18 protein-coding genes, 1 tRNA gene and 1 pseudogene are annotated in these 21,481 nt (G+C 70.6%); 6 read left to right on the forward strand and 14 right to left on the reverse strand.

Going from position 1 to position 21,481, the window contains the following annotated elements:
• The first annotated feature begins 8 nt into the window (after positions 1 to 8).
• The 3 genes and pseudogenes from AB0761_RS19365 to pknB all read left to right on the forward strand — a co-directional run bounded on the left by AB0761_RS19365 (position 9) and on the right by pknB (position 5,257).
• Positions 9 to 1,434 (forward strand): annotated as a pseudogene (locus AB0761_RS19365) (FtsW/RodA/SpoVE family cell cycle protein).
• 36 nt (positions 1,435 to 1,470) lie between these two features.
• Positions 1,471 to 2,934: a peptidoglycan D,D-transpeptidase FtsI family protein gene (locus AB0761_RS19370; RefSeq protein ID WP_377270329.1), complete on the forward strand. Its 1,464-nt coding sequence runs from the start codon at positions 1,471 to 1,473 to the stop codon at positions 2,932 to 2,934.
• 286 nt (positions 2,935 to 3,220) lie between these two features.
• The gene (gene pknB, locus AB0761_RS19375; protein ID WP_377270331.1) at positions 3,221 to 5,257 is read left to right on the forward strand and encodes a Stk1 family PASTA domain-containing Ser/Thr kinase; all 2,037 of its coding nucleotides are present in this window, start codon (positions 3,221 to 3,223) and stop codon (positions 5,255 to 5,257) included.
• 63 nt (positions 5,258 to 5,320) lie between these two features.
• On the opposite strand, the gene AB0761_RS19380 is transcribed toward pknB, so the two are convergent.
• The 7 genes from AB0761_RS19380 to AB0761_RS19410 form a co-directional block, all read right to left on the reverse strand.
• Positions 5,321 to 5,944 (reverse strand): hypothetical protein, encoded by a 624-nt coding sequence (locus tag AB0761_RS19380; protein ID WP_377270332.1) that lies wholly within the window; start codon positions 5,942 to 5,944, stop codon positions 5,321 to 5,323.
• Positions 5,941 to 6,978, reverse strand: a complete 1,038-nt coding sequence (locus tag AB0761_RS19385; protein ID WP_377270333.1) for a hypothetical protein — start codon at positions 6,976 to 6,978, stop codon at positions 5,941 to 5,943. The genes AB0761_RS19380 and AB0761_RS19385 overlap by 4 nt, the downstream gene beginning before the upstream one ends.
• Before the next feature lie 185 nt (positions 6,979 to 7,163).
• Positions 7,164 to 7,895, reverse strand: coding sequence for a class E sortase (locus AB0761_RS19390; protein WP_377270334.1), 732 nt, complete (start codon positions 7,893 to 7,895; stop codon positions 7,164 to 7,166).
• Positions 7,896 to 7,914: 19 nt separating this feature from the next.
• Entirely contained in the window at positions 7,915 to 9,369 is a 1,455-nt protein-coding gene (locus AB0761_RS19395) for a class E sortase (RefSeq protein ID WP_377270335.1), read from the reverse strand.
• A 5-nt stretch (positions 9,370 to 9,374) separates the two neighbouring features.
• Complete coding sequence (locus tag AB0761_RS19400) at positions 9,375 to 10,022, reverse strand: aminodeoxychorismate/anthranilate synthase component II (protein WP_377270336.1); 648 nt, start codon at positions 10,020 to 10,022, stop codon at positions 9,375 to 9,377.
• Positions 10,019 to 10,321, reverse strand: a complete 303-nt coding sequence (locus AB0761_RS19405; RefSeq protein ID WP_377274553.1) for a hypothetical protein — start codon at positions 10,319 to 10,321, stop codon at positions 10,019 to 10,021. The genes AB0761_RS19400 and AB0761_RS19405 overlap by 4 nt, the downstream gene beginning before the upstream one ends.
• A 69-nt stretch (positions 10,322 to 10,390) precedes the next feature.
• A complete protein-coding gene (locus AB0761_RS19410; protein ID WP_377270337.1) occupies positions 10,391 to 11,164 on the reverse strand; it encodes a DUF881 domain-containing protein in 774 nt (257 codons plus the stop codon).
• A 146-nt stretch (positions 11,165 to 11,310) separates the two neighbouring features.
• Between AB0761_RS19410 and crgA the strand changes: the two genes are divergently transcribed.
• On the forward strand, positions 11,311 to 11,565 hold the full coding sequence (crgA, locus tag AB0761_RS19415; protein ID WP_377270338.1) for a cell division protein CrgA: 255 nt from the start codon (positions 11,311 to 11,313) through the stop codon (positions 11,563 to 11,565).
• 234 nt (positions 11,566 to 11,799) lie between these two features.
• On the opposite strand, the gene AB0761_RS19420 is transcribed toward crgA, so the two are convergent.
• Both AB0761_RS19420 and AB0761_RS19425 read right to left on the reverse strand, forming a co-directional pair.
• The gene (locus AB0761_RS19420; protein WP_377270339.1) at positions 11,800 to 12,765 is read right to left on the reverse strand and encodes a rhomboid family intramembrane serine protease; all 966 of its coding nucleotides are present in this window, start codon (positions 12,763 to 12,765) and stop codon (positions 11,800 to 11,802) included.
• A 143-nt stretch (positions 12,766 to 12,908) separates the two neighbouring features.
• On the reverse strand, positions 12,909 to 13,433 hold the full coding sequence (locus AB0761_RS19425) for a peptidylprolyl isomerase (protein ID WP_377270340.1): 525 nt from the start codon (positions 13,431 to 13,433) through the stop codon (positions 12,909 to 12,911).
• 219 nt (positions 13,434 to 13,652) lie between these two features.
• Between AB0761_RS19425 and AB0761_RS19430 the strand changes: the two genes are divergently transcribed.
• Positions 13,653 to 14,465 carry a DUF5324 family protein gene (locus tag AB0761_RS19430; RefSeq protein ID WP_377270341.1) on the forward strand — a complete coding sequence of 271 codons (813 nt, stop codon included), beginning with the start codon at positions 13,653 to 13,655 and terminating at the stop codon, positions 14,463 to 14,465.
• Positions 14,466 to 14,574: 109 nt separating this feature from the next.
• Here the strand turns inward: AB0761_RS19430 and AB0761_RS19435 are convergent, their stop codons facing one another.
• Together AB0761_RS19435 and AB0761_RS19440 are read right to left on the reverse strand one after the other, a co-directional pair.
• Positions 14,575 to 16,095 carry an SDR family oxidoreductase gene (locus AB0761_RS19435; protein WP_377270342.1) on the reverse strand — a complete coding sequence of 507 codons (1,521 nt, stop codon included), beginning with the start codon at positions 16,093 to 16,095 and terminating at the stop codon, positions 14,575 to 14,577.
• 294 nt (positions 16,096 to 16,389) lie between these two features.
• Positions 16,390 to 16,462: transfer RNA gene (locus AB0761_RS19440), tRNA-Ala, on the reverse strand.
• Between the two features lie 147 nt (positions 16,463 to 16,609).
• Between AB0761_RS19440 and AB0761_RS19445 the strand changes: the two genes are divergently transcribed.
• Positions 16,610 to 17,791 (forward strand): serine/threonine-protein kinase, encoded by a 1,182-nt coding sequence (locus AB0761_RS19445; protein ID WP_377270344.1) that lies wholly within the window; start codon positions 16,610 to 16,612, stop codon positions 17,789 to 17,791.
• Between the two features lie 48 nt (positions 17,792 to 17,839).
• On the opposite strand, the gene AB0761_RS19450 is transcribed toward AB0761_RS19445, so the two are convergent.
• The 3 genes from AB0761_RS19450 to AB0761_RS19460 form a co-directional block, all read right to left on the reverse strand.
• A complete protein-coding gene (locus tag AB0761_RS19450; protein ID WP_377270346.1) occupies positions 17,840 to 19,120 on the reverse strand; it encodes a hypothetical protein in 1,281 nt (426 codons plus the stop codon).
• 110 nt (positions 19,121 to 19,230) lie between these two features.
• A complete protein-coding gene (locus tag AB0761_RS19455) occupies positions 19,231 to 19,368 on the reverse strand; it encodes a DLW-39 family protein (protein WP_175607691.1) in 138 nt (45 codons plus the stop codon).
• 1,191 nt (positions 19,369 to 20,559) lie between these two features.
• Positions 20,560 to 21,324, reverse strand: coding sequence for a GntR family transcriptional regulator (locus AB0761_RS19460; RefSeq protein WP_377270347.1), 765 nt, complete (start codon positions 21,322 to 21,324; stop codon positions 20,560 to 20,562).
• Positions 21,325 to 21,481: the final 157 nt, after the last annotated feature.

Here is a 21,481-nt window from a genome sequence, read left to right on the forward strand (position 1 = left end):
CCGACGCCGTGAGCAGTTTCGGATTGCCCAACAGCAGCAGCAACACCACCACGATCACCCCCCAGGGGGCACCCAACCGCAGGAACACCGAGCTGCTCCTGCTGATCTTCGCCGTGGTGGTGCCGATGTTCGCCTATGCGAACGTCGGACTCGCCATGGACGGTTCGCTGCCCGCCGGCATGCTGGGCTACGGCCTCGGCATGGGCGGTCTCGCCCTGATCGCCCACCTGACCATGCGGAAGTTCGCCCCCTACGCGGACCCGCTGATGCTGCCGCTGGCCACCCTGCTCAACGGGCTCGGGCTGGTGATGATCTGGCGGCTGGACAAGGCAGGGCCGCTGCTGCCCCAGAACTACCCGGCGGCGGCCAACCAGCTGATGTGGTCGGGCCTCGGTGTGGCGCTCTTCCTCGGGGTGCTGGTGCTGCTCAAGGACCACCGCATCCTGCAGCGCTACACCTACATCTCCATGGCGGTGGCCCTGGTGCTGCTGGCCGCCCCGGCCTTCTTCCCCGCGCGGAAGGAGGACTTCGGCGCCAAGATCTGGATCCACCTGGGCAGCTTCTCCATCCAGCCCGGCGAGTTCGCCAAGATCATCCTCACTGTCTTCTTCTCCGGCTACCTGATGGTCAAGCGGGATGCGCTGGCACTGGCCAGCCGCCGCTTCATGGGCCTCTACCTGCCGCGCGGCCGCGACCTCGGGCCGATCATCGTGGTCTGGATCCTCAGCATCCTGATCCTGGTCTTCGAGACCGACCTGGGCACCTCGCTGCTCTTCTTCGGCCTCTTCGTGGTGATGCTCTACGTCGCCACCGAGCGCACCAGCTGGATCGTCTTCGGTCTGCTGATGTCGGCGGGCGGCGCGGTCCTGGTGGCCAGCTTCGAGCCGCACGTCAAGGTCCGGGTCAACGCCTGGCTGGACCCCATGGCCGCCTTCTCCCCCATCCGCCGGCCGGTGCCACCGAGCAGATCGGCCAGTCGCTCTTCGCCTTCGGCTCCGGCGGCGTGTGGGTACCGGCCTCGGCCAGGGCCGCTCCTGGCTGATCGAGTTCGCCGCCAAGAGCGACTTCATCCTCGGCTCCTTCGGCGAGGAGCTGGGCCTGGCCGGCCTGATGGCGATCTTCCTGCTCTACGGCCTGCTGGTGCAGCGCGGACTGCGCACCGCGGTCGCCGCCCGCGACCCCTTCGGCAAGCTGCTGGCCGTCGGCCTCTCGTCAGCCTTCGCCATCCAGGTCTTCGTGGTGGCCGGCGGCGTCACCGGCCTGATCCCGCTCACCGGTATGACAATGCCTTTCATGGCCCAGGGCGGATCCTCCGTGGTCGCCAACTGGGCGCTGGTGGCGGTACTGCTCAAGATCAGCGACACCGCCCGGCGGCCGGCGCCCGAACCCGCGCCCGGTCCTGACGCGGAAGCTACCCAGATAGTGCGAGCGTGAGGGCATGACTCACACCGCAAAGAGGGGACCCATCGCATGAACAAGCCCATCCGACGGGTTTCCATCTTCTGCATGCTGCTGGTGCTGGCCCTGATGGTGCGCGCCAACTGGCTGCAGGGCGTGAAGGCCCACGCACTGGCCACGGACACCAACAACAAGCGGGTCCTCTACGACCGCTATGCGCACCCGCGCGGCAACATCTTCCTGGCCAACGGCAAGCCGATGACCAAGTCGGAGTTCGTCAACGGCCTCCGGTTCAAGTACAAGCAGTCCTGGACCGACGGCCAGATGTACGCCCCGATCACCGGCTACTCCTCGCAGACGGTCGGCAACACCCAGATCGAGTCGCTCGAGGACGACTTCCTCTCCGGCAACGACGACCGGCTCTTCTTCCGCAACACCCTGGACATGCTGACGGGCAAGCCCAAGCAGGGCGGCAATGTCATCACGACCATCGACCAGAAGGCCCAGAAGGCCGGGTACGACGCCCTCAAGGGCAAGAAGGGCGCCGCGGTCGCCATCGACCCCACCACCGGCGCCATCCTCGCCATGGTCTCCACGCCGTCCTACGACCCGACCAAGTTCGCCGGGCAGGACACCTCCCCGTACACCAAGTACCTCAACGACCCCGACAGCCCGATGATCAACCGGGCGCTGAAGGAGACCTACCCGCCGGGCTCCACCTTCAAGATCGTCACCGCGGCGGCGATGTTCGAGAACGGCATCTACAACAGCCCCAACGACAAGACGGACACCCCGGCCCGGTTCGTCCTGCCGAACACCCAGCAGGTACTCCGGAACGAGTCCGCGTCCGAGCCCTGCGCCGGCGCCACGGTCCTCATCGCCATGGAGTACTCCTGCAACACCGTCTTCGCCAACATCGGCGACAAGGTGGGCAAGGACAAGCTGGCCGCCCAGGCCGCAAAGCTGGGGTTCAACAACCCCAAGGTCGACACCCCCGTCCGGGCCGCCGAGAGCGTCTTCCCGCTGGACTCCGACCGCCCCGGCACCGCGCTGGACGCCATCGGCCAGCACAACACCCGGGTCACCCCGCTCCAGATGGCCATGGTCGCCGCCGCCGTCGCCAACAACGGCTCGCTGATGCAGCCGTACATGGTCGACAAGGAGCAGACCCCCGACCTCACCACCATCTCCCAGACCAAGCCCAAGGAGATGAGCCGCGCCTTCAGCCCGGAGACGGCGCAGAAGCTGCAGACGCTGATGCAGGGCGTGGTGGAGAGCAACGTCGGTACCGGAACCGCGGCCCGCATCCCCGGCGTCACCGTGGGTGGCAAGACCGGAACCGCCCAGCACGGAGAGAACAACAAGGACCTTCCGTACGCCTGGTTCATCTCCTACGCCAAGACCGGTGACACTCCCAAGGTCGCCGTCGCCGTGGTGGTGGAGAGCAACGAGGGCGACGACCGCGCCGGCATCGCCGGCGGCAAGCTCGCCGCACCCGTCGCCAAGGCGATCATGGAAGCCGTCACCGGGAAGTGACCGATAACTCACCGGCCCCGCCGCGACCGTCTCCGGGTCACCCGGTTCCCTGGGCCCACCTGCACAGATGATGCAGTCGGGCATATGGGCACAGGTGGTGCACACCTGATACCGGTCTGGTATCGGGTGGTGCTGGCGGCGGGCTATCGCCCTCGGGACCGGTAGCGTATCCGCAAGCAGCGGTCTGTCTGCAGGACGGTCCTGCGCCCCAGTGGGCGCAGGGAGCCGGACTGCGGGGCCCAACGTCACATCCTCATGCACCGGGTGAGGGAGAGGGCTGGGAGCTATGGAAGAGCCGCGTCGCCTCGGCGGCCGGTACGAGCTGGGTGCCGTGCTCGGTCGCGGCGGCATGGCCGAGGTGTACCTCGGCCACGACATCCGGCTCGGCCGCACCGTCGCCGTGAAGACGCTGCGGGCCGACATGGCCCGTGACCCGTCGTTCCAGGCCCGGTTCCGCCGCGAGGCCCAGTCGGCAGCGTCCCTGAACCACCCGTCCATCGTCGCCGTGTACGACACCGGCGAGGACTACATGGACGGGGTCTCCATCCCCTACATCGTGATGGAGTACGTCGACGGTTCCACCCTGCGCGAGCTGCTGCACTCCGGCCGCCGGCTGCTGCCGGAGCGCGCGCTGGAGATGACCATCGGCATCCTTCAGGCGCTGGAGTACTCCCACCGCAACGGGATCGTGCACCGCGACATCAAGCCGGCGAACGTCATGCTGACGCGCAACGGCACCGTCAAGGTGATGGACTTCGGCATCGCCCGTGCCATGGGCGACCAGGGCATGACCATGACGCAGACCGCCGCGGTCATCGGCACCGCCCAGTACCTCTCCCCGGAGCAGGCCAAGGGCGAGCAGGTCGACGCCCGCTCCGACCTGTACTCCACCGGCTGCCTGATCTACGAGCTGCTCGCCCTGCGGCCGCCCTTCGTGGGCGACTCGCCGGTGGCGGTGGCCTACCAGCACGTCCGGGAGGAGGCCCAGCCTCCGTCGGTCTTCGACCCCGAGGTACGCCCCGAGGTCGACGCCATCGTGCTGAAGGCGCTGGCCAAGGACCGCGACTACCGGTACCAGTCCGCCGACGAGATGCGCGACGACATCGAGCGCTTCCTCGACGGTCTCCCGGTCGCCGCGGCCCAGCAGGTCGCGGCCTTCGGCATGGGCGGCTACGACAACGGCTACGGGGCCGACCAGTACGGCGGCCAGCCGACCACCGTGCTCTCCCCGCAGAACCCGAGCATGGCGGGCACCGCCATGCTGCCGCCGGTCGGCGGCCAGGGTGGCGACTACGGGGACGACGGCGGCTACGGCGGCCGGGCGAGCAACCGGCGGAGCCAGCCCAAGAAGAACAACACCTCCTGGATCGTGCTGGCCATCGCGGCGGTACTGGTCCTGGTGGGCTCCTTCTTTGTGGCCCAGGCACTCTTCGGCGGCGGCTCCAAGACCCCCGACCCCAAGGTGCCCTCGCTGATCGGGCTGTCCCTCAGCGACGCCGAGAAGCAGTTGGCCAACGGCACCACCGGGTTCAAGCTGACGGAAGGCGACAAGGTCCCCTGCGAGCCGGATGTCGCCGCCAAGGGCAGCATCTGCACCCAGGACCAGGCCGCGGACACCACTCTGGCCAAGGGCAGCACCATCACGGTGCACCTCTCCTCCGGCCCGGAGCAGGGCGATGTGCCCGACCTCGGCGGCATGACCCAGGACCAGGCGCAGCAGCGGCTCGAGCAGTCCGGCTTCAAGCTGGGCGAGGTCACCGAGAAGGCGACCGACGACGAGAGCCAGCAGGGCAACGTCCTCACCCAGCAGCCCGCCGCCAACCGCAAGGCCCAGAAGGGCTCCAAGGTCAACATCGTGGTGGGCAAGGCACCGGACAAGGTCGACGCCGGGGACTTCACCGGCCAGGACGCCGCCACCGCTCAGCAGACGCTCCAGGCGGCAGGCTTCCATGTCACGGTCACCCAGCAGGAGGACCCCAACAACGTCGGCAAGGTGATCAGCCAGTCGGCCAAGGGCCAGCAGCCCAAGGGATCCGACATCGAACTGGTCGTCGGTCAGCAGCCGGCGCAGGTCACGGTGCCGGTGCTGGGCAACATGGGCCTTCAGGACGCGCTGAACCTGCTGGACAGCAAGGGCCTCCACGGCCAGGTGGTCAACGGACCGTCGGACACCACCGCGCAGGTGGTCTCCAGCGACCCCCAGGCAGGTACACCGGTCAACCCCGGCCAGCAGATCAACCTCGTCACGCAGCCCGGTCCGCAGGGCGGCAACAACGGCGGCGGCAACAACGGCGGGCTCATCGGCGGCACCCCCGGCGGCTGACCGATCCGGCGACTGAACCCCGTGGGGGCTGTGGACAACCTGTCCACAGCCCCCACGCCGTGTTCAGTGGCAGCAGCGCCGCCCGCGACGGCGGTCCTGCACCGCGTGATGCGCCCAGAGGGTGCACAGCGCGTCCAGGCGGCTGCGGACCTCCCGCAGGGTGATGTCCAGATGCGTCAGGCGGCAGCTCATGGCACCCACCACCTGGGCGTGGGACTGCAGCTGCCGCGCCACGGCCTCCTCGGCGGCCCGGCGGGCCACCTCGGCGATGTAGGAGTCCGGGGCGGCCGACGGCCTGGCCGCGTCGGCGAGGTCGAGCAGATGGGCGCGCACCTGGCGGGCCACCTCGCTGTCCCGCAGCAGCATCGCGACATTGAGCACGGCTCGCCTGGGGAACAGTGCGAGAGACCTGCTGCGGGACTGGATCCCACTGACTCGCTTGAAGTGAGTCAGTGGTTCTCCCTCCAGCACCAGGTAGCCACTGGCCTCCAACTCGTCGCGGTGGTCGGCGACCATGTTGTAGATGACGGTCTCACCCACCTCGAAGTAGTCAGCGACGAGCCGGGTCGTCAGGTGGAGGCCGTCCGGCAGCAGCTGGAGCGCCTTGACGCGGTTGAGGGCTTGGGTCCATCCGGTGAGGCTGTCGCGCATGGTGCGCGATTCCAGGATCACGGCCTGCTGGTTCATCGTCTCCCCCTGCGGGTTGTTGGTGTCGGCGCCCCGTGCCGCAGTTGGCTGCGGACTCGGGCGGCGCCGCTGACGGCGATCTCGGGTGCGGGGCGGTGCGGGACGGTCCCGGTGGGCGGGAGTCCGGTGCAGGCGCGGCAGACGCCCGGTTGGGCCACGGGTACGGCGCACTCGGGGCATTCATGGCGGACCGGGGGTGGCGGCGCCGGGTCCGGGCGGGGCGGCAACTTGCGTTCCAGCCGGTTCTTCAGCAGGGCAGCGGCCGAGTGGACCACCTTGGGCAGGCCGGAGATCAGCGTCAGCCTCAGCTCCCCGAACGAGACACCGCGCGCCAGCCACTCGGCGACCAGTGGGGCCAGTCGCAGCGCCTCGGCAACGCCGATGCGCAGCAGGGGCTGGGACTCTACGGCCCGCAGCAGCAGCCGGGCTGCCTCACCGAGCCGGGTGTCGGGCGCGGCACCGGAAGCCGCTGCGGCCGGGGCTTCGGCGGCGGCTTCGGGGGTGGCTCGGCCCGCCGGCGGTGTTGGCGGTGCCGGTGGCGGTGTTGCCGGTGGCGGTGTTGCCGGTGGCGGCGGGGGAGGGAGGGTTTTTCCCCCAGTAGTTACCCCTTGGGGGGATGCACCGGGATCCCGACCACCCGCCTCCCCGACGGACGGATTCCCGGCGGTCGGCGGTGCGTTGTCGTGGCGCCCGCTTCCTGGCCGGCTCGCGGCCCAGGCCGTCTCCACCGCGCCGGGGTCGAGCAGCGGCGCGTCGGTGACCATGGTCTCGGTGGTCCAGGCGCCCGTCTGCGGGTTCTGCCGCCGCCGCAGGTGGTAGAAGCCCTCCGCCGTGATCTGGCGCCGTGCGGTGGCAAGGGCTGCCCTGCCCTCCGGCATCCGGGCGGCGATGGTCTCCAGGGTCTCCCCGGTGCTTTGTGGCCGGGTGAGGGCGCACAGCAGGAGCCTGACCGCCAGCCCGTTGAGGCGCGGGTGGTGGAGAATCGCGCGATGTGCCGAGAGGGTGCGGGCGGGCTCGATACAGTGAATACGCATCGGAGGGTTGCTCCCGGTGCCGGGCCCCGGGGTGTTGGCGCACCGCCGGGGTCATTTTCATGCCTTGGGCATATGACGCACTCTTCAACGCCGCAGCGCGGTGCAAGGTCACGAGTCCGGCCCAGCGCAAAGGCGCCACCCGGGGCGTGTGTCAGCACACGCACGCCGGGTGGCGGGGAGTCAGCTCAGCGCAGCTCTGGCGGCAGGGTCCGCTGCGCGTCGACCGGGACGGTGCGCACCAGGGTGCCCCAGACTGCCATCCGGTAGCGGGAGGTGTAGACCGGGGTGCAGGTGGTGAGGGTGATGTAGCGGCCGGCGTGGGTGTGGCCGGAACCCTTGGGGATGGGCGCGATGACATCGGTGTTGTACTTCGACGTCTGCGGCAGGGTGCTGTCGACGCGGTAGATGTACCAGGTGTCCGCGGTCTCCACGACCACCGCGTCTCCCTTGTGCAGCTTGTCGAGGTTGTGGAACTTGGCGCCGTGGCCGTCCCGGTGTGCGGCGAGCGCGAAGTTCCCGGACTTGGCCCAGGGCATCGCCGCGGCGTACGGGTCCTGGTAGACGCCTGCGACGCCCTCGTTGAGGATGTCCGTACCGGTGCCCATCTTGATCAGCACCGTGAAGTCCTTGCCCATCGCCGGGATGTGCAGAAAGCCCACGGAGTCGCCGGTGGCGAGTTTGGCCGGGTGGTGGCTGCTGGACGAGGCCGAGTCCCCGGAGGCGTCCGGCTGCTGGGTCCACTGGTCACGCAGGTGATGTGACGCAGCGGTCGCCTGACGGTCCGCTATGACGTTGGTCCACCACAGCGAGTAGGCCACAAAGAGGCCAAGCAGCACGCCGAAGGTGATGAGCAGCTCGCCGAGGACCGACGCGGCCGCAGCGGCCCTGCCCCGGCTCGGGCCACGGTGTCCAGCCAATGCCTGCCCTTCCACACGTCTAGGAACCCAGCAGAGCGTCGGGCTTCCCCTTGCTCCGCGGGCGCTCCTCGACCATCTTGCCCCAGAGGATCAGCCGGTAGGTGGACTTGAACTCCGGTGTGCAGGTGGTGAGGGTGATGTACCTACCCGAACGAGTGAATCCGGAGCCCACCGGAACGGGCTGGATCACGCTGACGTTGGACGGTGGGGTCTGCGGCAGCGCGCTGGTGATCGCATAGGTGTAGTAGGCCTGCGCGGTCTCCACCACGACCTTGTCGCCGACGGCCAGCTTGTTGATGTAGCGGAACGGCTCACCGTGGGTGTTGCGGTGGGCGGCGAGCGCGAAGTTGCCCGTCTTGTCCCAGGGCATCGCGGTCTCCAGGGCCCCCGAGTAGTGGCCGACCATGCCCTTGTCGAGGACGGAGTGCTTGTCGGTGCCCTCGGCGATGGGAGCCTTCACATCGAGCTTGGGGATCCAGATGATGGCGAAGCCCTGACCGGGGGCGAAGACGCCGGGATCCCGCGGGTCGTCGGGATCCCGGGAACCGCCGCTGTTCCCCTTGTCCCACTGCTGCTCAAGACGGTTGGCAGTGCCGCTGGCGGCCGCGTGGGCGCGGACATTGGTCCACCACAGCTGGTAGGAGACGAAGAGCAGCAGCAGGACGCCCAGGGTGACGCACAGCTCCCCGGTGGCACGGACGAGCTTGACGCTCACCGGCTCCCGGCCCCGGGCGCCACCAGGTGCCGCCCGGCGGCCGTGGCGGCCGGTGGCGGGCTGCCCGGCTGCGGCAGCGGCACTGCGTCGCCCTCTGCCGCGCGCCTGTTCGCGGTCCGCTCGCCGCCGCTCGGCGCGGCCGCCCAGGGGGACCTCGGCCGGTGCTGCGGGCGGTATGAACGGCACCCGCAGCTGCATGGTGTCGTCGGGCCCGGCGGGAGGTTCGTCGCCCGCTTCCGGTCGCGCCGTCGGCCTGGTTTCCGGTATCGACACCGTGCGCAGCTGCATGGTGTCGTCGGGCCCGGCAGGGGGTTCGTCGCCCGCTCCGGCCTCCGGCCCCGCCCCAGGCTTCACCTCGGGTATCGACACCGTGCGCAGCTGCATGGTGTCGTCGGGCCCGGCGGGAGGTTCGTCGCCCGCTTCCGGTCGCGCCGTCGGCCTGGTCTCCGGTATCGACACCGTGCGCAGCTGCATGGTGTCGTCGGGCCCGGCAGGGGGTTCGTCGCCCGCTCCGGCCTCCGGCCCCGCCCCAGGCTTCACCTCGGGCTCGGGCTCGGCTGCGGGCCTGGCCTCGGGTATCGAGACGGTCCGCAGCTGCATGGTGTCGTCGGGCCCCGCCGCCGGACCGTCCGGGGACGCACCGGGGGATGCGGAGACGGCACGCAGACGCATGGTGGCGTCGACGCGCGGGCCGCCCGGCGAGGGCGTCTCCTCGGGCTCCTGTTGAGCCTCCCGGCGCTCCGGCCGGACCGCGGTCACCTCGGTCAGCCTCGGCCGATCACCGGAGCCAGCCCGGCTGAGCGGCCGACAGCAGCCGCGTCCCCGCACTGGACCAGCCAGTTGGCAAGCATCCGGTGGCCGTGCTCGGTCAGCACCGACTCGGGGTGGAACTGCACACCCTCCACCGGTGCCTCACGGTGCCTCAGGCCCATCACGACGCCGCTCTCCGTCCAGGAGGTGGTCTCCAGCACGTCGGGGATGGAGTCCTGCTCCACGGCGAGCGAGTGGTAGCGGGTGGCGGTGAAGGGCGAGGGCAGCCCGGTGAAGACGCCGGCGCCCTGGTGCAGCACCTCGGAGGTCTTGCCGTGCAGCAGCTCGGGTGCGCGCCCCACCACGCCCCCGTAGGCGACCGCGATCGACTGCAGGCCGAGGCAGACCCCGAAGAGAGGCAGCCCTGCGGCGGCGCAGTGGCGGACCATCTCGATGCACACCCCGGCCTCCTCGGGGGTGCCCGGCCCGGGCGAGAGCAGCACGCCGTCGAAGCCCTCGTCGCCGCTGCGTGGCACGGCGTGGTCGACGGTCACCTCGTCGTTGCGGACCACCTCGCAGGTGGCACCGAGCTGGTAGAGGTACTGCACCAGGTTGAAGACGAAGCTGTCGTAGTTGTCGACGACGAGGATCCGTGCGGTCATGCCTGAGCTGCTCCGGGGTGAAGGACTCGGTGGGAGTCGGTGCCCACCACGGCGGAGGGGGCGGCCGCGCCGTTGAGGGATGTCTCGCTGCTGCGCGGCGCCGGGGTGGGGCTGTCGGTGGGGTGTACGGCTGTGGAGCCTCCGTCGTTCACGGTGACATCACCGAAGGGGAGCAGCGGTTCGGCCCACGGAAAAACATACTGAAAGAGAAGGTAGACGATCCCGAGCGCCAGAAGCAGTGAGACGACCGACTTCGCCAGCACATTCCCAGGCAGCTGCCGCCAGATCCAGCTGTACATGCCGCTCCTTCCCGTCCCCTGGGGGCCAAGCCTACGTGCCGGGGTGGCGCCCCGTGGGCGGGAGTGGGGTTATGGGACCGCCTGGGCGTAGCGGAGGTCGACGGTGCCGTTGTAGCCGGGCAGGGTCATGGCGCCGCCCTGGTCGACCTTCCAGCCGAGGCCGTAGGCGTTGACGTACTGGAGGTAGTTGCTGATGTAGGGGTCGGCGTCGACCGCGGCCCGCATGGCGGCCTGGTTGCCGACGGCGCGTACGACGTAGGGCGGGGAGTAGACGCGCCCCTGCAGGATGAGGGTGTTGCCGACGCAGCGGACCGCGCTGGTGGCGATCAGCCGCTGGTCCATCACCTGGATGCCCTTGGCGCCGCCCCGCCACAGGGCGTTGACCACGGCCTGGATGTCCTGTTGGTGGATGACCAGGTCGTTGGGGCCCGGCTCCGGGACGCCGGGGATGCGGGCGGTGGCGCCGGGGGGCGCGTCATTGAGGGTGACGGTGAGGCCGGGGCCCTTCAGGGGTTCGAGGCCGGCGGCCTTGGAGAGGGCGCCCAGCCTCCTGATGTCGGCGGGGTTCTGGCCCTGCTGCTCGGCCAGGGCGTCCACCTGGTTCTGAAGCGCGGAGACCTGGTGCTGGGTCTGCTGGTTCTGCTCGCTCTTCTCCCTTATGACGTCGGTGAGACGCAGCAGGGAGTCGTCGGTGCGGAGATTGGTGCCCCGGGCGGTGAGTGCGCTGACGCAGAAGAGCAGACCTGCGAGAGCGAAGACAGCGCAGGTCAGGGCACGGCCGACAATTCGGGCGGCCGGACCGCGTTGGGTGGGCGAGCGGTCGGCATTCCCGGAAACTGACACCGTACCCTTATCTCCTTCCGACCCGATCAGCCACTACGCTAACGGACGCCGGTGGCGTGTGAGTGCCGCATCGGACCGCGTCCCGCACCCCCGGTCGCCGTCAGCATCCTGCGCGGTCATGCAGCGCATCGACAGGAGAGTTCCTCGTGCCGAAGTCTCGTCTCCGCAAGAAGTCCGACTACACCCCGCCGCCGTCGGGCGCCGCGGCGGTCAAGCTGGATTCCGGGCGGCATTGGGTCGCACCGCTGATGCTGGCGTTGTTCCTGGTGGGGCTGGCCTGGATCGTCGTGTACTACGTGACCAGCACCGCCTGGCCGGTGAAGCCCTGGGGCAATTGGAACATCCTGGTGGGCTTTGGTTTCATCGCTGCGGGATTCGGCGTCTCCACTCAGTGGAAGTGACGGGTTCCGTCATCTGTTCCCGCCGACGGCGGCCGCGGTGTGCGCGGCCGCCGTTCCGCATCTCCACAGTCCTACATTCAGCTTGTCCACACGGTTATCCACACTGGGGAAAAGTTCAGACTGTCTGTGGATAACTTGACAGCCGATACACCCCCCGTACGGGCGATTGACCATGAACATGCAGGTGGACGCGGGTAGATCGGCTTCTGTGGATAACAATGGGGATGACGAACGTCACCCATTGATCAGAGCAGTCCCCAGCAACACCAGTCCCAGGGCCACCAGCACCATCGCACCCACCGCGACCCCCTGGACCAGGTCCCTCCGGTCTGCGGGCGCCCGCACCATGGCCAGCGCGGTGAGACCGCCGGCGACCAGCCCGCCCACATGCGCCCGCCAGTCGATGCCGGCCACGGAGAAGGTCAGGATCAGGTTGAAGCCGATCAGCGCGATGATCGGACCCAGCGGATAGCCGTTCACCCGGTGCAGCACCACGGTGGCGCCCAGCAGCCCGAAGATGGCCCCCGAGGCGCCTGCGGAGTACGTCCCCGCGCCGGCCACCACAAACGACAGGGCGCTGCCCATCAGCCCCGAGACCAGGTAGAGCGCCACATAGCGCAGCCGCCCCAGGGCCTGTTCCAGCTGTGGGCCGATCCACCACAGCGACAGCATGTTGAGCCCGATGTGCCACCACGACCAGTGCATGAAGACCGAGGTCAGCAGGCGGTACCACTGGCCCGCGCCGGTCGCGACCCCGACCAGGTGCCCCTGGTCGTAGCCCTTGCCGACCAGCACCAGCTGGTTCTGCAGCGATGTCCCCACCAGCTGGACCAGCAGGAAGAGGGCCACATTGAGGCCTATCAACACCTTGGTCGCCAGCGCCGGATCCTGTGCCAGCCGGCCGCCGAACGGGGTGCGGGCCTCACGGACGCCCTCCCGGCCGCTCTGCACACAGTCGGGGCACTGGAAGCCCACCGAGGCGCTGACCATGCAGAGCGGGCAGATCGCCCGGCCGCAGCGGGCACAGCTGATACCGGTCTCATGCTGCGGATGGCGGTAGCAGCGGGGCAGCCCCGGCGTCTGCGGGGGCTTGGCGGGCTGCGGGGGGACGGCCGGCGGGGGCGGCACCACAGGGTTCGGCGGCGGCTGGTGCGGCCGCTGCGACCCGGGGCCGGATCGCCAGCCTTCGTCGGGGAGCATCTCGGCTACCTCCTCGTTGGTCCCGGGGTTCCGCTGTCCATGGTCGGCCTCGGCTGACTTGTCCTCGGTTGGCCCCCGAGGTTGAGGCACAGGCCCCGGTGGCGCCGACGCGCCACCGGGGACCGGGTGCCGATGCGCCGCGGTCAGCGGCGGGTGATCTCCACCGACTCGATGACCACGTCCTGCAGCGGGCGGTCGCCCGGACGGGTCGGGACGGTGGCGATGGTGTCCACGACCTTCTTGCTGGCCTCGTCGGCAACCTCACCGAAGATGGTGTGCTTCCGGGTCAGCCAGGTGGTGGGGGCCACGGTCACAAAGAACTGCGACCCGTTGGTGCCCGGACCCGCGTTGGCCATGGCCAGCAGGTACGGACGGTCGAACGACAGCTCCGGGTGGAACTCGTCGGCGAAGCTGTAGCCCGGGCCGCCGGTGCCGGTGCCCAGCGGGTCACCGCCCTGGATCATGAAGCCCGAGATGACCCGGTGGAACACCGTGCCGTTGTACAGCGGCTCGGTGGAGGCCTGCCCGGTGCGCGGGTCGGTCCACTTGCGGCTGCCGTCGGCCAGCTCGACGAAGTTCGCCACCGTCTTGGGGGCGTGATTCGGGAAGAGCTTGATCACGATGTCGCCGCGGTTGGTCTTCAGGGTGGCGAACAGTTCCTCGGCCACGATGTGCCTTCCTACGTACGTCACTGACAGAACGAATCCTCGCACGTTCGGCGAAGCCGGGTACGACAGGCGCTCCCCACCGCTCCCGTACGCCCCCGCAGGCCGCGCCGCGGCCTCCGCATACGGCCTATTCCCGCATGCCGGTGACCGGACCCGCAGGCATGATCTGCGACGAGGGGGAGAGGCGGAATATCGGACACCACCGAGGAGGAGGCTCTCGTGACCCGCTTGGACGCAGCGCGCGAAGCTGCCGGAAAGACCAGGGACACCCTGGCGCCGTACGCGACCACCGCCATGGACACCGCTGCGCACTACGCGGAGGGCGCCCGCCGCCGGGTGGCCCCACGGATCGAGGCACTGGCTCCCAAACTCGAGGCGGCTGCGGCACAGGCCGCCGCCCAGGCCCGCTGCACCGCGCGCACCACCTATGCGCAGCATCTGGCACCGCGGGTCGGGCAGGCCCGCTCCAGCGTCCCTCCGCAGCTGGAGGAGGCCGCAGTCCGCGCCGCCCTGCTGACCAGGGACACCGCGCTGACGGCCCGCGACGCCGCGGTCTCGGCCGGACGGCAGGCCAGGGCGACCGCCGCACCCGCGGTGGAGGCGCTGATGGAGGAGGCCCGGACGACGGTCGTCCCGGTCGCCATGGAAGCGCAGAGCCGAGGGGCCGCGGCGCTGGCCGCACTGCGCAACCCCGTCACGGCCGCCGAGATCGAACGGCTGGGACGCCGCCACGACCGTCGCCGCCGCTACGGGCAGGTGCTGCGCGGACTGCTGGTCATCGGTGTGCTGGCGGGCGGCTCCGTGGCCGCCTGGCAGTGGTGGCGCAGGCAGAGCAACCCGGAGTGGCTGGTCGAGCCGCCGTACGAGGAGCGGCCCGGCACCCGCGCCTCCGACCAGGTACGGGCGGTCTCCGCGACCGGCATCGTGGCGGCCGAGGCGGCCACCCAGAACACCGTGGACGGCTCCCACCCGGTGGACCCCGAGGTCCAGGCCAAGCAGGACAACGACAAGAACGGCACGAACGGACGCTGACGGCCGCCGCGCCGGGCGGTCGGCCCAGGGAGCTGCAGAGCTCCCGGCACCGCACGGCGCGGGCCGCGGTACTCCCCGGAGGCACCGGATCACTTCGGGAGGCACCGGGTCACTTCGCCCGGACCGGTGCCCCCGACCGGGCCCGCTGCTCCGCGGCGGCCGCGCCGGTGATGTTGCGGGCCATGCCGCCGAAGACCAGCGCATGGAACGGCGACACGCTCCACCAGTAGGCGTGCCCGGCCAGTCCGTGCGGATGGAACAGGGCCCGCTGCCGGTAGTGGCACCCGCTCCCCCCGTCCGGCTCCACGGCGAGTTCCAGCCAGGCCAGCCCTGGGAGCCGCATCTCGGCCCGCAGCCGCAGCAGCCGCCCCGGTTCCACCTCCTCGACCCGCCAGAAGTCCAGTGAGTCGCCGACCCGCAGCCGCTGCGGGTCCCGCCGCCCGCGCCGCAGGCCCACCCCGCCGCACAGCCGGTCCAGCCAGCCGCGCACGGCCCAGGCCAGCGGGAACGAATACCAGCCGTTCTCTCCCCCGATGCCCTCGATGACCCTCCACAGCGCCTCGGGGGCAGCGTCGACCGGCAGCTGCCGCTGGTCCCGGTAGAGACTTCCGCCGGCCCAGTCCGGGTCGGTGGGCAGCGGATCACTCGGCGCTCCGGGCAGCGACGCGGAGGACCAGCGGGTGGCCACGTCTGCCTCCTGGATGCGCTGCAGCGCCAGCTCCACCGCCCGGTCGAAGCCCACCGGGCCGCCGGGGGGATCAGGTGCCCAGCGGGCGATGTCGTGCTCGGTGCAGACCACCTCGTGGCGCAGCGACTCGACCAGCGGCCGCGCGAGGGAGCTGGGCACCGGCGTGACCAGGCCCACCCAGTAGCTGGACAGCCGCGGAGTGAGCACCGGGACCGGCATCACCAGCCGCCGGGGCAGCCCCGCCACGGCCGCGTAGCGCTGCATCATCTCCAGATAGGTGAGGACATCGGGGCCGCCGATGTCGAAGGTGCGGTTGACCTCCGCAGGCAGCGCCGCAGCCGACACCAGCAGCCTCAGCACATCCCGTACCGCCACCGGCTGGATGCGGGTGTGCACCCAGCTGGGGGTCACCATCACCGGCAGCCGTTCGGTGAGGTACCGCAGCATCTCGAAGGAGGCGGAGCCGGAGCCCAGGATCACCGCCGCCCGCAGCACCGCGGTGGGCACCCCGGAGGCCAGCAGGATCCGGCCGACCTCCGCCCGGGACCGCAGATGCGGGGAGAGCCGCTCCTCGGGCACTCCGGCAGGTGCCAGACCGCCCAGGTAGACGATCCGCCGCACCCCCGCCGCCCGGGCCCCCTGGGCGAAGGAGCGCGCCGCCCGGCGGTCGGTCGCCTCGAAGGACGTACCCGTGCCCAGGGCGTGCACCAGGTAGTAGGCGACGTCGACACCCGCCAGCGCGCTGCGCAGCGACGCCGGGTCGGTGACGTCCCCCTGCACGGTCTCCACCTGCCCCGCCCACGGCTGGTCGCGCACCTTGGCCGGGGTCCGGGCCAGACACCGCACCTGGTGCCCGGCGGAGAGCAGTTCGGGGACCAGCCGGCCGCCGATGTAACCGGTGGCGCCGGTGACCAGGCAGCGCAGCCGCAGTGGGTCGTCCATACCGGACTGCTACCCACCGCCCGGCGTTCACGCTGGGCCGACCTGGACTGCTCGGGCCGGACCGCACGGCCCGGTGCCTCTCCTGCCCGGTGCCTCTCCTGCCCGGACCCGGCGGTCCGGTGAGCAGCCGTGCGGGGGCTCGTACGGGGCGGCCGCCGAACCACCCTCCCCACGTCTGCTCGCCGCACTCGGCCGGCGGGGTGGTGCGCGGCGGGTCGGGCGGGAGCGGCGCCGCGTCTGCGGGAACGACGGAGCCCCGGCCTGCGCGGTGCAGGCCGGGGCTTCGGGGTGCTGTGGAGCCTAGGGGAGTCGAACCCCTGACATCCGCCATGCAAAGACGGCGCTCTACCAACTGAGCTAAGGCCCCTCGGCGGTCCTGGAAGATCCGCCGCGCACAAGGGTACCCGGTTCCGGGCGGAATCTTGAGCAGGTATCCGATCCGTCGCCCCGAACGACCTGGCAGAGTGCTGCCCGAAGGGCACGATCGGGTCGGGATCAAGGTGGGATCGTCTCCATGGGACAGCTGTTCGCCGGGCGGTACGAACTGGTGGACCCCGTCGGGCGCGGCGGCGCCGGCGAGGTGTGGCGCGCCTGGGACCGGCGGCGCGAGCGCTATGCGGCCGTCAAACTGCTGCAGCAGCGGGACGCCGGCTCGCTGCTGCGCTTCGTCCGGGAGCAGGCACTGCGGATCGACCACCCGCATGTGCTGGCCCCCACCAGCTGGGCCGCCGACGACGACCAGGTGCTCTTCACCATGGACCTGGTTCGGGGCGGATCGCTCGGCCATCTGCTGGCCGACCACGGTTCCCTGCCGCCGCGCGCCGCCTGCCGGCTGCTCGACCAACTGCTGTCCGGGCTGGGTGCGGTGCACGCCGAGGGCGTCGTCCACCGCGACATCAAACCGGGGAACCTGCTGCTGGAGGCGACCGGCACCGGACCGCTGCATCTGCGTCTCTCCGACTTCGGGATCTCGGTGCGGACCGGGGACGCCCGGCTGACGGAGACCCACTTCGTGGTCGGCACCCCCGGCTACTTCGCACCCGAGCAGCTGCGCGGCGCCGACCCCGAACCGCGGCAGGACCTCTACATGGTCGGCGTGGTGGCGCTCCAGCTCCTCACCGGCGCCCGGCAGGACCTGGACGCCCTCCATGCCGCCTACGTCGACGGCCGCCGCCCACAGGCCCCCCAGGGCGTCCCCGAGCCGCTCTGGCAGGTGATCGGCACCCTGCTGCACCCCGACCCCGAGGGACGCTTCCGTACTACCACCGGAGCGCGCAGAGCGCTGGCCGAGGCGGTGGAGCTGCTGCCCGGCCGTCCGGAGGACGAGCCCTTGGTGACGGTGCCGGACCGGATGGGCCCGCTGCCGGCCGGGTACGGACCGCTCGGACCGCTGGGACGTCCGGTGGATGCCACCGCCGCCACGGTCCCCCGGCCCCCGGGGGACCCGGCTGCCGGGCCGGCCGCGCCCGGCCCGGCCACAGCCGCCCCGGGGGTCTTCGGGCCGCCCGTGACCGCCCCCTACACCCGACCCACCGGCGCCTTCGGGCCACCGACCGTCATGGATGCCCCGACGGAGCCCCTCGCGGCCCGCCGTGGCCGCTTCAGCCGTCCTCCAGGGGTCCGGGTGGTGGTGCCGGTGCTGCTGGCTGCCGCGGTCTGCTACGCGGTCGGCATCTGGGCACTGGTCTCCGGCTGAGCCCCGAGTGCCTGCTGGTGTTTCACGTGAAACACCGGCAGGGCGAGCTCACGCCGTCCGGCGCCGCGCCGCCGCCGACCAGCCCAGCAGGGAGAGCAGCAGCAGGGTGCCCGTCCCCAGGGCGACCACCGCCAGCACGGTCCGGCCGGACGCCCCTCCCGATACCTGCAGCGGCTGTCCGGTGCCGATCTGCGCCGGGTCGCCGATTCCAAAACCGGCCTTCATCGCATCCCCTGCATAACCCGGACCGGCCACCGCAGCGCCCTGTGTGCGCAGCCTGATGGTGATGCCGACGGACCCGTCCGCACCCACCACCTTCGCCCCGCCGGGTGCCATGCTCACGGCCAGGTAGTACCAGCCCTCCAGAGCCATCGCCGTGGTGTCGTCGCCCGACTCCCAGCGGTTGGCGTAGGCAACCGGCACGGTCAGCAGCGAGGACTCCGCCGGATCGCCCGAGTAGTAGGCGGACTGGCTCTCCCCCGGCGTGCGGGCCGGGTTGAGAAGTGTCTGTTCGATCTGAGTGGAAGCGTACGAACCGCTGCCCTTGGTGGTGGCGTTGGCGATCTCGATCCGCGAGGAGAGACTCTGCCCCCAGTGCAGCGGCACCCGATAGTACAGCTGCTCTCCCGGGTGCAGGGAGTCCTTCCACACGCCTGCGCCCAGGGCCGGCGCCCCGGCGAAGCCATGGGACCCGGCGACCGGCCGCGGCTCGCCCGGTTGGGGCACCGGGGTGGCGGGCGCGGCAGTCCTGGCCACCCCCGGGGTGCTCCCCGGGCGCAGTGCCGGTTCCAGCAGGAACTGCAGTTCCACCGGCCAGGAGGCCGGGTCGGAGCCGGCCTTGGAGGTGCGCTCCAGTGAGACCAGATAGCGGCCGGCCTTGTCGCAGCTGCCGCTGTGGTCCTGCCGGGGCACCCGGGAGGCGGTACCGGTGACCGGCATGGCGCTCTGGTCACTCGATGCGATCGACAGGGTGCCGCCGCCGCAGCGGTCTCCGCCGGTGCTCTCCAGCTTCAGCTCTGCGCCGTCCCCGTAGGACGCCTTGCCGCCGCTGCGGGGCGCCAGGGTCACCGACACATAGGCCGCGGAGGCGCCGTCCAGGTCGACGGCCCAGTACTTGCGGTCACCGAGGGCGAGCGTGTCGGTGTACGACCGTCCAGCGGTCATCACGGGAGCGTCGCTGCTGCTCTCCGTCCCCGCCAGCCGGTCACCGGACGCCTGGTAGGAGCGGTCCGGCGGACTCGCCCCCGAAGCCGCCCCTGGCGCCGCCACCGCCACCCCGGCCAGCAGCAGCACCGCCGCCCGCCGACCCGTGTCCACTCCCAGCACCACGGCCCCTCCCGCCCCTCGTACCGGTGGGCGGTCCCGCGACGCGGGCCGCCGAACGACAAGACCCCGGCCGCAGGGCCGGGGTCGTCGCAAGAATCGTCGTGTGCGCCGTCTCAGCGGGCGCCGGCACCGGCCGGGACCGGGTCGGTGGCCTCGGTCCACAGGTCCTGCTCGGCGCGGTCCGCCTGGACCTGGCGGTACACAAAGTAACCGCCGACGGCGGCCAGGGCGATCAGGAGGAGCTTCTTCACCGCGCGACCTCGTCCTTCTTCAACGTCCGGGGGCTCCGCCGGGCTCATTCGGCCACTCAGGGGAGGCCGGCTCCTGCGGGGTCCGCGTGTGTGCGAGTGCGTACCGGCAGTCGTGGTGGCAACCGCCGTGCGGCCGATGATACACACCCCGATCCCGCCACCGACGCTCCCGCCGACGCTCCGTCACCGGCCCGGCGGCGGCACCCCCTGAACATGACTCAGGGCCGGACACCTGCTGGTGTCCGGCCCTGAGTACCGCGGTGGGGCTAACAGGACTTGAACCTGTGGCCTCTTCCTTATCAGTGATCCCATGGTGGTCGACCGAGGCTGCGCCTGGACTGCCAGCTTGAGGGATCCCTCCGTAAACGTGCGCCGCGAACCGCCACTGTGCGCCGCCGTTGCTGTCAGCTGCTGCTGTCAGTGCTTCCGGATCCAGGAGGGCCACGCGGCGCGGGTGGAGCGCTGTGCCCATGCCATCAAGCCGACGCCGGAGAGGAGCATGCAAAGGCCTACGATCCACACTGGGGTGGCTGCGTCGGCGGTCCAATGCCTACCGGCCATCTCGACCGGGAGCATCTCGACCGTGAACCCGAGGCCCAGCATGACGCTGCCAAATCCCCACAAACGCGGAAACGGGCGCGGCCTCGCATCCAGGGAGGCAACCACCCTCGGGCGATCGCCGCTGCGCCCGGCACAAAGGCGATGATCCAGATGACCGCGAGACCGACCCACATGAAAACGGGCATAAAGCCCCCCACAACGCGAACTGTGCGACTCTGCGCCGCCTCTCGGGGATCTTCGCACGTCAGTAGTGCGATGGGATAGCCGCAGCTCAGGGCGTTGGCGCGATCTTTGGCCGGTGGCCTGCCTGGGCTGGGGTCGAGCATGGCCAGGGGGCCGTACGCTGGTTGGCAACTCGGGCAGGTCTTGAGCCTGCCCGCAATGTGTCCGAGTGGCCCCCTGGTCTTGCTCGACGTCGGGTCCCGGACCGGGTAGGTGGCTAAAGATCGTGTCGGCGCCCGCCCCAGCCCCGGCCGGCCTGCCTCACCCTCCCGCCTTGCGGCGCGGAGCGGGCCGCCGCCGGAGCGGGGCGAAGACAGGAGCGACGGCGAGCGGCGCCGCGTCGGCGCCGCTGCGAGCGAAGCGAGCCTTGATGAAGTAGCGAAACTCGTAACCGCTCCACCTCTCCCGCTACGCGTCGAAGTCGTACTCCAGGACGTAGGAGCCTGAGTCCAAGGTCATCTCGTTGACCTCGACGGCGCCGCCCTCCTCTTCGAACGCGGTGCGGCACAGCACGATGACCGGAGTCCCGGAGCTCAGCGCCAGGCTTGTGGCCTCGGACTGTCGGGGCATGCGGCACCGGATCTCTTCGCGGAAGTGCACGGGCTTGTGCCCGAGATCAGCCAGCCGGGCATACGTGCCGCCGGGGCCGGTGTCCTCCTGCGTGATGGCGGAACCTGCGACGAGTTCGGCCGCGAGGTAGGACGTGGCGAACATGACCGGCTTGCCGTCCAGGACGAAGCGGCGCCTGCGGACACAGGTCGCGTCACCGCTGTTCAACCCGAGTACCCGCGCGATGCGCTCGGGGGCTGCTTCCTCGGTGACGGAGATCTGGTCTACCACCAGGTTGCGGCTCTCGATGTCGACGTCCGCGGACCAGATGGACTGTCCAGAGCCCCAGTGCTCCCGAGACAGGCGCTGGATGCCTCGCCGCCTCAGAGGGCGGAAGTCACGGACGAACACGCCGGCGCCCTTGCGGGCTTCGGCGACGCCTTCGTCCCTGAGCACACCCAGCGCTTGGCGCGCGGTCATGCGGGCGACGCCGTAGCTCTCCATCAGCTCGTTCTCGCCTGGCAGGCGGTCTCCGGGGACATACTCGCCGGACTCGACGGCTGCCATGAGCGCATCGGCGATCCGCTGGTACTTGGGCTGATTGCCGTCGCTGCTGGTGGCCATCACTTCGCACCTCCTCTTCTCTAGACATCTTAGGGCTGCCCGCCCTCACCGGCAGAGCGGGAGACCCGGCATCTACCCAAGCGCAGCACACTGACAGATCTCTAGAGAGGTGTTGACATCTCTAGAGATCTGACTTTCACTGGAGATGTCTAGAGAT

It is taken from the genome of Peterkaempfera podocarpi, assembly GCF_042466665.1.
GTDB lineage: Bacteria > Actinomycetota > Actinomycetes > Streptomycetales > Streptomycetaceae > Peterkaempfera > Peterkaempfera podocarpi.